Below are 12014 nucleotides of genomic sequence, written 5' to 3'. Positions count from 1 at the left end.
TACGACAAGCTCTGGCAACTCATTGGTAAGCTGTTGGATGAGTTTCAAGCGGATGAGTGCCTCAATCTCTTCAGGCATTCAGGCTATGTTTCTACGTAATAGATAATTGCTCTAGCCTCAACCTTTGTAATGCCAGGAACGCGATGCTTCATCTTGCGGACAATTTCTTCAAAAATCTTGTTATGGAATTGATAAAGATATTGAATAACTAACGACAAATTTTCGCCTTCACGAGAGAGATGCTCGGCATAACTTGTCTCTTGTTCGGGTCTTGCCTTGCTTATGTGAAAATCTGAAACATGCCAATTTTCGATTAAATTACCTAAAGCCACTACAGCGGGAAAGCGTTCAAACTGCGCTAAACCTTTAACAGCCAAAATGTCAGGGGATTTTAGCGATTGCTCTTCTCGTTTTAAGTCGTTGATGTCTCGAACCGTCTCCAGCTCATTGATAACTGCAACGCCTTTGCCTTCACGAAAATCTAAAAAATGCCATGGCTGTCCACCACTACCGCGTCGGTATTTTAAAATTTCCCTTTCTACAACGGCCTTGCCATTGCGTTCATTGATTTGCAACAAATATGTTACTAAGGGGCTGGTTGAGTCTTCCCGGAATTTAATTTCAATTTCAATTGAACCCTCACTATTACGACTTCTAACTTCCTGAAAACCTCGATTACCACCTTGTTTTATTAGAGCTGTTGTTACGTTAGTCGTTAAGGCATCTTTCAGAAAACCAAAAATATTAAACAGCGTGCTTTTACCTGTGCCGTTCGCGCCTACAATTACGCAAAAAGCTGGAATATCCTGCATTTCGACTTCTTTAAAGGCTTTAAAATTCTTTATCCGTAGCGCTTCAATTTTCATAGTTGGTTCTCATTAAATTGTCTTAATTTTACTATTCGGAAACTCATTGAAGATGTTGTAAGCCCGTAAGCTATATTGCTCAACAGCTTGCAGAGCTTTGCTTGCAACAACGACGTAGGGCGGTTTTGCGCAGCAAACCGCCATTTCAAGCAGGCCAAGTATATTGGTGAACGTTACGGTTGCAAGGCTCCGTTTGTTGGTGGATTGCCAAGACGAATCCACCCTACGAATCATCCGCCATATGGCCATATTTTATTGATGCCGCGCCAGTAAATAATCAGTGAACGCGTTCAAATGTTGCAGCAATTGACTGTGGGGAAGCCAGTTGCGCATGCCGTAGAGCCGTTGTTTCGCGGGCAGCAGCTGTTTTTGCGCCAGCAAGTCAAGAACGCTCTGGCATTGCTGGCGGATCAGAAAATCACGGAAGACAAGCGCCAGCCCGGTTTTTTTAAGGCGTAGCGAAAGCTCCAAGGCGCTGATGCTCTGCCCGGCTTCATTATCCTGCCAGTACTGTATCGCCTTGGCCAGCCAGAATCGGGCGGCCTGTTCGGTCGCCATCATGTGGCTTAAATCGGCCTGGCAGCGGGGGCATCGTGCAGCCCCGCCCAAGCGGGCGTTGCAGCAGGGGCAGCGCTCCATCAGGATTCCAGATAGTAGATGATGTCGTTCAACTGATCGACCGGCTCCTTCAGGCCTTCGATATCATTGGCTTTGATGCATGCCGTGATGGTGCCGATCAAATCGACCATGTCCTCCTTGTCCGAGTCGGAGACTTGTTCGAACAAGCTTTCGGCTCTGGCCATCGCATTGCGTGCGGCTTCGATTTCCGGTGCCGCTGCCGGCGCTTCGAACGGTTCAGGCTCGCCCAGTTCATCCGGGTTGGATTCCAAATGCCCGAATAAGGACGTGATGCGCTGTCTGGCCGTATCCAGCGCGGCACTTTCAAAACGCGACAGGGCATTTTTAATGACAATCGATTTCTCCAGGCCGGTGGCTTTTTCCTGCGCCGAAACGTGCAGAATGCCGTTGAGGTCCAGATCCAGGGTCAGCGTTATGACGTTGCCGGCCGACACATCGCGCAGACCTTCAACCCGAAACTCGCCTATGAGGGTATTGTTCAAGGCGTCGGGATCTTCGCCCTGATAAATGCTGACATCGACGAATTCCTGGCCATCGTGACTGGTCATGAAGGCGTCGGTTTTGCGGCTCGGCAGCACGCTGTTCTTGTGAATGACCGGCACAAACATGAAAGGATAAAATTCGCCGTTCAGCGTGCCTATGGCACTGGTGCCGTAGGTGTACGGGGTCACATCGACCAGTACCGTATCAACCTGCTGGCCGCCGATCATGGCCGCCTGAATGGCGGCGCCCATGGCCACGCATAAATCTGGGTCGACTTCGCCGTGCGGTTCGAAACCGAATTCACTGAACAGGCGCTCCCGAATGCAGGGAGTGCGGGTGGAACCGCCGACCAGAATGACTTCATCGATATCCGCTGCGGTGAGTTTTGCCCCTTTCAGGGCGATGTGTACGGCATCCAGAGTGGCATTGATATAGTCCTCGATCATCGCCTCGTATTCCAGTCTGGACAATTCAAGGGACAAGTGAATGGCTGAGCCATCATGCTCCAGCAGATACTCTTCTTCAATCTGCGCGTAAGGCTGATCGGAAAGCAGGATCTTGGCATTTTCGGCGGCCCGGGTGATGCGCGCCATGGCTTTGCTGTGGGCGCGGGCGTCCACATGGTAAGTGTTCTGCAAATGCCTGAGCAGGTGTTCAATGATCTGCTGGTCAAAATCGTCGCCGCCCAGGTGGTTGTCGCCATGACTGGATAGCACTTCGACGACGCCGGCCTGGATGTTGACCACGGACACATCGAAGGTGCCGCCGCCCAGATCGTACACCAGCATGCGCTTGGCTTCGGCCTGGCTGGCGCCATAAGCCAGCGCCGCCGCGGTGGGCTCGTTAATCATGCGTACGACTTCCAGTCCGGCGATTTCGCCGGCCTCGCGCGTGGCTTGCCGCTGGACATCGGAAAAATAAGCCGGTACGGTAATGACGGCCTTGCCGACCGGTTGCCCGAGATCCTTTTCGGCAATGGCTTTCAGGCGTTTGAGAATGATGGCGGAAATTTCCTGCGGCGCATAGGACTGGCCCGCCAAGTCTATTTGGATATTCTGCCCCATCAGGCGCTTGATGGATTTTACGGTGCGTTCCGGGTAGACCAGGTATTGGTTCTTCGCCGTTTCCCCGACCAGAATGTTGCCATGGTCATCGATGCCGACAAACGAAGGCAGGATTTTTTTGTCGCCGTCGGCGATAACCCTGACCTTGCCCTGCCCGACAATCGCGACTTCCGAGTTGGTGGTGCCTAAATCTATGCCAATGATGATTTCGTTCATAAGTGTTCCCTAGCGTTGATTTTGTTGACTTTGACTTCCGCCAGCCGCAGAACCTGATCCTGGAATAAAAAGCCCTTCCGCAGTTCTTCCAGCACGATGCCGTTTTCGAGTTTGGGATCATGGCCGGTTTCAACCGCACTCATGGTAACAGGGTCGAATAATTGGCCGATGCAGTCTACCGGCCTCACCTGATATCGCTGCAGGAGTTGATCAAAACGCCTGACCGTCATCACCTGCCCTGCCTTGAAGTGCCTGATGAACCGCACATCCTGGTCTCTGGAGTGTTTGAACAGCGACGCGACCGGCCGGTAATTGTGCAAAACCTCCAGCCCTGAGGTCAGCCTGTCATAAATATCGACGATATCCAGCAGTACGGTGCGCATGATTTGACGTTGTTGCTGCTCCAATCGTTCGGCATGCAAAGCAAGTTCCGCCGTCAGGGCTTTATTGTCGTCCTGCACGGTAGCCAGCGCGGAACTGAGTGTATCCAGGGCGCTTTTAAACTGCCTGGCTTCGGCCTTGACTTCCGTTTTCAAGCCGGTCATTTCGCTCAGCAAGGTATGCAGGTCGGGCTGCTCCCGGGCGGCAAATGGATCAAGCCGGCTCTGTTCCAGGTAAGTGCGGAAGTCTTCGAGTAATGCGTTTTTCTGTGCGTCTGTAGTCATGATTTTTGAGCATGGGGCATGGCGTTGACGGGCATTGTCTCGCCAAGGCCTGCGCGTAGCAGTTGTTTAAAGTGTTCCGGCCCGACCTGTGGGGCTTGCGTTGTATGCAAGGCCTGATCGAGCAGTTCGTCGAAATCGGCGGCCGGGATAGTGAACAAGGCATAGCTCAGCCGGCTTTTTTCATCCTTGATCGACGTGTAGGCGCCATGTATCCGTTGAAACCGTTCCTGATCGCGGTCCGGCGGGTTGTCTTTGACTTTCCGTAGATAAGCCTGCTTGATTTCGGCATCGGTCGCGTCGGTTGCAACCTCCAGTATCTCATATGGGGTATTCATAGTGACTTGCCAAGGTTAAAAAGAGAAAAGCCGGATTTTTTGCTTACGTTGAAGCAGGCCAGGATCTCCTCCACGCTGACCTCGATAGCGATGCCCAAAGCATCGGCGGCTCTCAGCACCATCAGCGCCGTAAATAAATCAGGGTTTTTCATAATGGCTTGCAGGATCTTGTCGCCATTCGCTCTATTCAGCTCCTGGACAAGCCGTTCCGGCGATGTTTTCTTTGATAAGGATGTCAGCTTCTTATTGAGCTTATGGAATGTCTCATAAGACAAGTGGCCGAAGAGCTTATCAAACGGATTTTCCACGTTATTCTGTTCATCCTTGGCAAACAGGTTGTCGAGAAAGTTCATCGCTTTCAATGGATGCGCTTTATGATAGCCATCCAGATAATGGTCGATCAACACCGTGGCGCGATGGTCTTTTTCCTGCCTGGCCTTTTCAAGATTTTCCTCCAGGCGTAATCGGTTCATAAAAGAGCAGCGTTCGGGCTCGCCATCGGTCTCGGAATAAATCTGGAAATAGATCCAGACGGGTTTTTGCCATTTGGATTGCGCCAGTTTCGAACAATAGCGCAGTAATTCGAAGTGCCTGATGCTGTCCAGCGCCTCGCATAACGCTAACAGCAGATTTTCAGCGTAATCCTGTTGTTGCAGCGATTTTTTCAGGGCAGCCTTGATTTTTTCCAGCGCTTTATGCGTCTGTTCCTGACTGCCGGATTCCTGACTGTACCGCTTTAGCCGCTCGACCAACCGTGCCAGTTCCTGCGCTGACAGTAAATAGTCCTTGGCGGGCGGCAATTCTCTCAGAAGGGTTGCGACGGGCAGATTCGTTAAAAGCGCTTCCATGGCGGCTTGAAAATGCATATTGACCGGGTCCGTATTGAGTTTGTTCTGCGCCTCGGTTATGGCTTGCAGCCCTTGTTGTTTGTCCTGGCTGGCAAAACACAAAAGGCCCCGCATGAGCTGAATCTGAAGACCATAACTTTTGCCCAGTTTCAAGCCTTCCGCCTGCTGAATTTCATTTTCAGCCGCAGGGTATTCCCTGCCTTGTATCAGCTTGCGCGCATGCGCCAGATGGCTTGCAAACAGCGCTTGTTTGGCAGCGGTATTCAGCGGATCGATGGTTAATAGTGTCTGCGCGTATTCGCTGACGTTGGCGTGGGCTCTATCGCGCATGGCTGCCTGAAGCGCCAGCGTCAGCACGTCAGCATCCCGCGGAAATTGCGCGAAAGCTTTGCTCAACCATTGTTTAAAGGTATCGGCTGTGTCCGGGAACTGGCTATAGTAGCCAAGAATTTGCAGATAGCTGGCCCGATCGTCAGGATTATGCTCCAGGCTTTCAATCAGTAATGGGATTTTTTCCTCGGCATCCGGCTGGTTTTCCGCAAGATGGCGCAAAATCAGGGCTGTTTTCAAGGTGTTGCCGGAGCCTTCTTTTGTCAATGCCCGTATGCATTGCCGCCAATGATATTCGGCATCATAGCTGTTGTCTTCGCGTTCGCAGGCCAGCGCCTTTAACCGGTTTTGCTCGAATTCATCGACCGGGCCGAAGGCGTTGTTGACGTCCTGTTGGCCGGCCGGATACCGGGCCAGCATGGCGAGGCAGAAGCGCTGCGCCAACTCAAAGCCGCAAAGCGTTTGATATTGAACAGCCAGATCAAACTTCAGTTTGTCGGACCAGACCTCTTTTTGATTGCCTAGTTGCTCTATGAATTCGAGCTGCTTTTCATCCAGGCCGATTATTTCCCCGATAAGTCTGCGCTGCTGGTGATTAAACTTTACTATTTCCCGGGCCAGCGCCGAGCCTTTCCGGGTGCTGGCCAGCAACAGGTCGGCGGCTTGCGCATACGGCGAATGGGCCGGAATTTTGGTTAGCAGCGCCTGCGCCTCCTGAGGTGCTGCGGATACGGCAACCGCCGCTTTTAACAGTGTGCGGAAATCCCGGAATGCAGAGCGATAAGGTAATTGCTTTAATGCCTCGTCCATGCCGCTCAGGTTATTGTCCTGATAGGCCCGCAACGCCGTCTGAACGCTCGTCAAATGCGCGATAAAGTCGGAGTTTTGCGGCAAGGACTGCTGAAATTCAGAATGATCGGTGATAATCAGCAAACCCAACCAGGCAGCCAGTTCGGGATAGTCTTTATCCAGTTGCCGAGCTGATAACTGCGCCAGGCATGACTGAACCCTGGCCGGGTTGTTGGTTTGAATCAGCCAGGTTAGGTAATGATCGTATTTTTCGTAAGGGGGCTGAGTATGTTGGCTATAGTTTTCCCACGACGCCCGCGCTTCCTGATACAGGCCCTTTGCGGCCAACGCTGAAGCGTATTGCAGGTAACAGTGCGCTAATTGCTGCCGCCACTCGCTGTTGTCGGAATCCTGCAATAATTTTTTATACAGCTCAATTGCTTTTTTATACTTACCGGCATTTAACTGGGACAGAGCCTGCTTTTCAAGGCTATTCCCCTCAGCTGTGCCGAAAACGGGCATTGGTTGCTTTTTCATGGGCATGATTGTTCTTGCGGGGGCTTATGAACAAAGGAAACGAACTATGATAAAGCATCTTTTTAGATAAACCCTGCAAATTCTCCATCCATGCTCTTCGAGGTCATTGTCTGAATGGTTGGTCAATAACCATTGAGGCAATGACAGCAGCGAGCAATTGTCATGCTGAAAGCTGGCAGACCAGTTGATGATGAACAGGCTTTTGCCGGGGTAAAGCCAAAATGAATCCATCCTGCAATTCATCCGCCACATGGCCATATGAAAAATTCAATTACCATTGAATTAATGCTGATTTTGGCAATCGGTTCCGTGCTACAATTCCGGGTTCTAACTTACTATTTATAAGGTTTTAACCATGCAATTTACTCGGTTGTCTGTTTGCGCTCTGATGTTTCTGTCTTTTTCCGCAAGTGCGGACGTTCCATTGACTCAATCCGATCTGATTGGCACCTGGCAAATCGACAAGGAATCGGTTGATCGCGAAGGTACCAAATCAAGAAGCATAAACACCACTTGGACCTTCAAGACAGATGGTACGCTAGAAGGTATTTCTCAAGAATCGGACGCACACGCGCGGATCGATCATTTGCGCGCAGTACTCAATTATTCTGTCCAGGACGGCAAATTGGTCAAGCAGGCCGCTGCCGGTCGTTCCAAAATGGAGACGTGCACTGCAATCGAAAAAGAAAACGACAAAATGATTCTTAAATGCCAATCGACATATTTTTTCATGACGAAGAAATAATTAACCGGTAACGGTCAAGGCAAAAGACCTGAGCCCTAGTCGCCTACGGCGACGGGGCATTTGTCGAAAGATTTGAAAAAAATGTTTTGTCCGTATCGATGGAGGGCTCCGTGGGAAAAGATCGATTTTTTGTCTGTTAATTGACTGGCGAAACCCGGTCAGAACAGCCATTCAGGACGGATGCCAGGCTATTTGCTTTACCTACCTAATTATAAATTTTTCAAAATTTCTGCCCCGACGCCAATATCCGTTGACTCACAAGTATGAGTCTCGCCTATATTTCCGATAGAAAGTACATTTATTTTATTGCCACATTCTCGGAAAGGAATGTCAATCCTAACCGATTTCTGTTGAGGAAGATTTCCGGCCACTGTCTTTAGATCCTGAGAAATATCCGACACGATGCCATCCCCATCTTTGAAATCAATGAAACTGATCAAAGTAGGTTGACCCGTTCCAATTATCGAAACATAAGCTACGCTGGATGGAAGGGGATGAGTGCTTAAGTCATTAAGAATGTTCAGCGCCGGACTGTCCGGCTTCAAATCCTCGACTGCAATACTGTTTGGGTCGATGTCCAGAGGTAGAAGACTGCAAATACCGACATTATCGGGAATACTGATGTCATTGTGGCATTCTTCTGCCCAGAAACTCCCTTGATGCGGCGTTCCAACGGTAATGAGTTTCGCAACATCCGCTCGATAAGGAATTGTCGTTGCGGAATTTGACTCTCGTGCCAATCCTTGCAGGTATTCTCTTGCAGCAAGCCCGCCCATGCTGTGACTAACCAGAAGAACCTTTGTTTTCCCAGGATTTGCATCCAGGACCGCTTTAATGGCGGCGGCCAGTTCACCTCCCTGGACATCAAAAGGTAGCCCCTGATTATCAGAGAAATTTAATGTGTAAAAGTCACCAGTACCGCCCGTACACGCAACACTTGAGTCGGATGGGCAGCTGATATTAACTGTTTTTGAGCTCGGGTCGTAAGCAGGAATGCCGCCGAAGGTCCAAAAACTATTGTTTATCAGGTAGTTTCTATAGGTCGTCCATGTGTCTGCGGAAGACGCTATACCATGAATAAATATGACAGGGTACGGCCTTGTTCCACAGCCTGACGTCGACAGCCAAGTGGATAAATCACCCACATCCTGCAAGTCACCACTCGGGTCCAGGTAATACACATGGTTGTCGGCGGAGGAAACGCCTACATATGCATTGGTGTTTGGGTAATAGCGATAGGTGTAAGGCGAAGAGAACTGCACACCTGACGTCGGTGGTGAAAACAGGCTGGGGTAGAATGTTTGCGCCCAGTTGAGAAGGCATTCCGTATTATTGAGCGTCGGCGCAATACTAGCAGCTTGCACCGGGGAATTAATAGCCGCAGCTGTGCTGCAAAGCATCGCAAGAATAATCAATCCCAATGTCTTTGCAAGCAAGGGATAGTCTCTAAGGTGCTGGTTATTCATGGTCTTATCCTAAAGGTACGTGAAGCGGATTTCGCTTATAGATAAAAAACCCGACTACCGAATGCAATTTAATGAATGGTATTTTGCTCTCGCGAATTTACTCTCCTTTTCTTTTCTGATAATCGTTTATAAATTTTTGCTTCTGCTCTTTGATTTGCGTTGAATTAACTGTGGCATTTCATTATCTCTCAATCTGGACAACCAGACCGTCGAGGATGTGGTTTGTGCCTATGAGGAGCATCGCGAACTGAAGGATTAGTTGCCTTTTATGACGGTAAGGTTCAAGAAATTCATGTTGATCTAAGACCTAAAGCGCAACAGCTTACCTACTTCGCCGCTGGCTCGCATTAGCCTTACTCGGCGGCACAAGTATCTTTTTCGGCAGCCTTCGCTTGTCCGCAGCAGGCGCTCATGATCAGAAAACAGCGGATTATGAAGCGCAGAGGCATGCCGGCAGCAAGGCAGTAATGGATGATTCAGTGGGGATCGTCATGGGCATGTCAGTATCAAGGCGTTTTAGGGTGTTGCTGAACCTAGGCAGCAACCTGCGGAAATGGGGGAATGAAATAAAAATGGGAGAAGGGAATCCCTTTGTTCTCCCAGGATATCATGATGCCAGCAGATCCAACGAACTGTAGCAATTAAGAATCCGGATAAGCATGCGGGTATTCAAACCGACCTTAAAATCACTGCGGTGATATCGCCAGAGCTCCTCAACTCTGACGCCTCTGCATGCGTTTTGTATCGACGGTTAAAGCAAGGCTTTGTTCTTGTTTCTTATTTATCCGGATGGCAGGGAGAATAAGCGTCAACGTAGCGATTGTGAATACGTGTAAATACTTATTGAACCCTTGGCGCTTCGAGTTTTGGATTTTAATTTCTGCTGTTTTTTCGGAGTTCTGCCCTCCACTTGCATTCGTGCTTAGTGTCATAACGAGCCGATATGCCAGGTTCGGGCGGGATCGATTTGCGCACTTGAACGATGAGCTGTTTAGGGCCTTTATCGCAACAGATAATCGGGTGCGAGGAAGTCGGGTTCTACATAAATAGCCAATGCATCTTCCTGGCCGCGCCGAATTCCGAACTCATTTCAGGTATGCACCCCTCCTGCTTTTGCCAGGGTTTGAGAGTGATTGATTAGTGCACTAAGGGCGTTTGATAGATATTGGCTGGCTCTCAGGGATTCGAACCCCGGCAGCTGGAATCAGAATCCAGAGTCCTACCGCTAGACGAAGAGCCAGTAATTGAAAGGTGGGCACCAGGATGTTGTGCCGCTTGAATGACGTTACGGTTTAGTGAGCGAGAAGTTGAGAATTCTCAAGCCGCCCGCTTATTCTACTAAATTAATACAGTAAGCGTAAATAAATACCTACAAAATTTCAATTCCTGATTTAAAGCTGTCTCAAATTTTGAGTAAACGGAATTGAATTTAGTGGTGGCATGTAATAGCTGTTCAGGCGCTCTTTCAGATGGCCTCTAAACACCACAAGATCTATTACGCCAAAAAGGGCCGTTATGGGCACAATTCAGAGCCTCATCGAGTGTATCAAAGACGCCCCAACATATGAGGCATCCCATAACTAAGCAGTGCACTGACAGCACGCATTCAGTACGAAGAATGAAAGGTTTTGCTGGGGTAGAGCCACGCAGCAAAAGCGGATTGATTAAATAGCCGCCGATAAAATCTTCCGCCAAATACTCAGTACCATCGTCAAGTTTAAACTTAGCCATAATCATGATGTTCCTAATCTATTTTTATATGTTTATTCAAAGAATAACATCCGCTAACTTAAGTTTATTTTAAATCATCGGTGGCGAACGAAATCCAGACAGACTGGCTGAGTTTCGCGCAAAGCCGGCGCAGAGACTATTCGCGACGCCATGGTCGACAATTAGCAGTCGTTGGTCTTGTATGATGTTTATTAGGCCCGCATCGACGAACGTAACGACCAAATTGAGCGGGCTTTGGCGGTACTGAGCGCGGGTCCCTGTTGGATCAATCGATATCCAAAGCCTGTGCCCGCACTAAACAGCCCAATGCCGTCAATTTTGACGTACGGCTGAATCGGATTCGCATTACATGAAGTTGAGTGTGATTCTTAAGGGAGGCGGCCGTGTATACTTTGCCAAGGGAGCACGTTGAAGTATGCTTGGATCAAGCAACATGGCACTGAGTTTTCAGTGGATGCGATATGCCGGTTCCTGAAGGTGTCCCGGAGCGCTTACCATGCCCGTTACAGAGGCTCTACATAGCTTAAGGGCTGTTTCGCTATGAATCGGTGAATGATCTCTATTGATCATAAAACTGGTCTACCAGTTTTTTAAACCAGAGCGGCCGGAAAATCATTACATACAAAATCAGCACCTCCAATATAGGAAGAGGTACTATGTGTAAAACAATCAATATTAGTAGCACTATGATACCGACGACCAGTTTAGAAAAAAAAGAAATTTTATTCATAAGTAGATTCTAAGTTGGCTTATTTGATTGTCTTAATTAGCTCGTATGATGAGCCGACGTTAGTGGGCTTACCGCCCGCGATTTATAAGTATTACGTTGCGCAACTCATCTATGAATTTCACTCTCCTACAATGGCTGCTTCCATGGTAAGTATTCATTTATTGTTTGTTTTAACGAGTTGATATCCTATATTTTTTAATCCCAGTTGACCAAGAATTCTTTTCAAGACTTGTTTTTTAAAATTGGATGACATGCAAATCAAACATGATAAATAAAGCAATTATCCGTTACTTGAAATCAATCTGAATTGCTAAATTGAGTTTTGTCGATAACAGACATGCCCGAAGATGCCCTGCCCTTATTCAGAAGACATGCGCCTGCGTGTCGCAAAGGCGGTTGAAAGCAGCAAAACGACGCGCGAAGTCAGCGCGATTTATCAAGTCAGCCCGGCCTTTGTCTCCAGAGTGCATCAGTGATGGCAAAAGACCGGCGACGTTCAGGGCAAGCCGATCGGGAGTTACAGGCGGGCATGGCTGGAACCTTATGCAGCCGTTGTCAGGGCACAGCCAG

10 protein-coding genes, 1 tRNA gene and 1 pseudogene are annotated in these 12014 nt (G+C 49.0%); 3 read left to right on the top strand and 9 right to left on the bottom strand.

All coding sequences use genetic code 11. The features are described from left to right. Positions 1 to 83: 83 nt before the first annotated feature. The 6 genes from METLU_RS26075 to METLU_RS26065 all read right to left on the bottom strand — a co-directional run bounded on the left by METLU_RS26075 (position 84) and on the right by METLU_RS26065 (position 6772). Positions 84 to 866, bottom strand: coding sequence for an AAA family ATPase (locus METLU_RS26075; RefSeq protein WP_081679160.1), 783 nt, complete (start codon positions 864 to 866; stop codon positions 84 to 86). 252 nt (positions 867 to 1118) lie between these two features. Beyond that, the gene (locus METLU_RS26070) at positions 1119 to 1505 is read right to left on the bottom strand and encodes a hypothetical protein (RefSeq protein WP_051300085.1); all 387 of its coding nucleotides are present in this window, start codon (positions 1503 to 1505) and stop codon (positions 1119 to 1121) included. After that, positions 1505 to 3268, bottom strand: a complete 1764-nt coding sequence (locus METLU_RS0121225; protein WP_027159976.1) for an Hsp70 family protein — start codon at positions 3266 to 3268, stop codon at positions 1505 to 1507. Before METLU_RS0121225 ends, METLU_RS26070 begins: the two co-directional genes overlap by 1 nt. After that, positions 3265 to 3933 carry a nucleotide exchange factor GrpE gene (locus METLU_RS0121220; RefSeq protein WP_027159975.1) on the bottom strand — a complete coding sequence of 223 codons (669 nt, stop codon included), beginning with the start codon at positions 3931 to 3933 and terminating at the stop codon, positions 3265 to 3267. Before METLU_RS0121220 ends, METLU_RS0121225 begins: the two co-directional genes overlap by 4 nt. Further along, entirely contained in the window at positions 3930 to 4268 is a 339-nt protein-coding gene (locus METLU_RS0121215) for a J domain-containing protein (protein WP_027159974.1), read from the bottom strand. The genes METLU_RS0121220 and METLU_RS0121215 overlap by 4 nt, the downstream gene beginning before the upstream one ends. Continuing rightward, positions 4265 to 6772 (bottom strand): hypothetical protein, encoded by a 2508-nt coding sequence (locus METLU_RS26065; protein ID WP_155920653.1) that lies wholly within the window; start codon positions 6770 to 6772, stop codon positions 4265 to 4267. Before METLU_RS26065 ends, METLU_RS0121215 begins: the two co-directional genes overlap by 4 nt. A 355-nt stretch (positions 6773 to 7127) precedes the next feature. On the opposite strand from METLU_RS26065, the gene METLU_RS0121205 reads away from it, so the two are divergent. Further along, complete coding sequence (locus METLU_RS0121205; RefSeq protein WP_027159973.1) at positions 7128 to 7517, top strand: hypothetical protein; 390 nt, start codon at positions 7128 to 7130, stop codon at positions 7515 to 7517. Positions 7518 to 7726: 209 nt separating this feature from the next. Here METLU_RS0121205 and METLU_RS0121200 read toward each other — a convergent pair whose 3' ends face one another. The 3 genes from METLU_RS0121200 to METLU_RS27540 all read right to left on the bottom strand — a co-directional run bounded on the left by METLU_RS0121200 (position 7727) and on the right by METLU_RS27540 (position 10714). Further along, positions 7727 to 8983, bottom strand: coding sequence for an esterase/lipase family protein (locus METLU_RS0121200; protein WP_027159972.1), 1257 nt, complete (start codon positions 8981 to 8983; stop codon positions 7727 to 7729). 1166 nt (positions 8984 to 10149) lie between these two features. Further along, positions 10150 to 10223: transfer RNA gene (locus METLU_RS0121185), tRNA-Gln, on the bottom strand. Between the two features lie 236 nt (positions 10224 to 10459). Further along, positions 10460 to 10714 (bottom strand): hypothetical protein, encoded by a 255-nt coding sequence (locus tag METLU_RS27540; RefSeq protein WP_231383670.1) that lies wholly within the window; start codon positions 10712 to 10714, stop codon positions 10460 to 10462. A 387-nt stretch (positions 10715 to 11101) separates the two neighbouring features. On the opposite strand from METLU_RS27540, the pseudogene METLU_RS29335 reads away from it, so the two are divergent. Together METLU_RS29335 and METLU_RS29035 are read left to right on the top strand one after the other, a co-directional pair. After that, positions 11102 to 11233, top strand: a pseudogene (locus METLU_RS29335) (IS3 family transposase); the annotation flags it as partial. A gap of 558 nt (positions 11234 to 11791) precedes the next feature. Continuing rightward, positions 11792 to 11920 (top strand): hypothetical protein, encoded by a 129-nt coding sequence (locus METLU_RS29035; RefSeq protein WP_269209321.1) that lies wholly within the window; start codon positions 11792 to 11794, stop codon positions 11918 to 11920. The last annotated feature ends 94 nt before the right edge of the window (positions 11921 to 12014 follow it).

Source organism: Methylobacter luteus IMV-B-3098 (genome assembly GCF_000427625.1).
Lineage (GTDB): Bacteria > Pseudomonadota > Gammaproteobacteria > Methylococcales > Methylomonadaceae > Methylobacter > Methylobacter luteus.
The sequence above is the reverse complement of the archived record's forward strand: the minus strand, read 5'-3'. Positions and strand labels throughout refer to the sequence as shown.

Coding starts and splice junctions, on each gene's coding strand:
- METLU_RS26075 (WP_081679160.1), bottom strand. CDS start 866: ATGAAAATTGAAGCGCTACGGATAAAGAATTTTAAAGCCTTTAAAGAA.
- METLU_RS26070 (WP_051300085.1), bottom strand. CDS start 1,505: ATGGAGCGCTGCCCCTGCTGCAACGCCCGCTTGGGCGGGGCTGCACGA.
- METLU_RS0121225 (WP_027159976.1), bottom strand. CDS start 3,268: ATGAACGAAATCATCATTGGCATAGATTTAGGCACCACCAACTCGGAA.
- METLU_RS0121220 (WP_027159975.1), bottom strand. CDS start 3,933: ATGACTACAGACGCACAGAAAAACGCATTACTCGAAGACTTCCGCACT.
- METLU_RS0121215 (WP_027159974.1), bottom strand. CDS start 4,268: ATGAATACCCCATATGAGATACTGGAGGTTGCAACCGACGCGACCGAT.
- METLU_RS26065 (WP_155920653.1), bottom strand. CDS start 6,772: ATGAAAAAGCAACCAATGCCCGTTTTCGGCACAGCTGAGGGGAATAGC.
- METLU_RS0121205 (WP_027159973.1), top strand. CDS start 7,128: ATGCAATTTACTCGGTTGTCTGTTTGCGCTCTGATGTTTCTGTCTTTT.
- METLU_RS0121200 (WP_027159972.1), bottom strand. CDS start 8,983: ATGAATAACCAGCACCTTAGAGACTATCCCTTGCTTGCAAAGACATTG.
- METLU_RS27540 (WP_231383670.1), bottom strand. CDS start 10,714: ATGGCTAAGTTTAAACTTGACGATGGTACTGAGTATTTGGCGGAAGAT.
- METLU_RS29035 (WP_269209321.1), top strand. CDS start 11,792: ATGCCCTGCCCTTATTCAGAAGACATGCGCCTGCGTGTCGCAAAGGCG.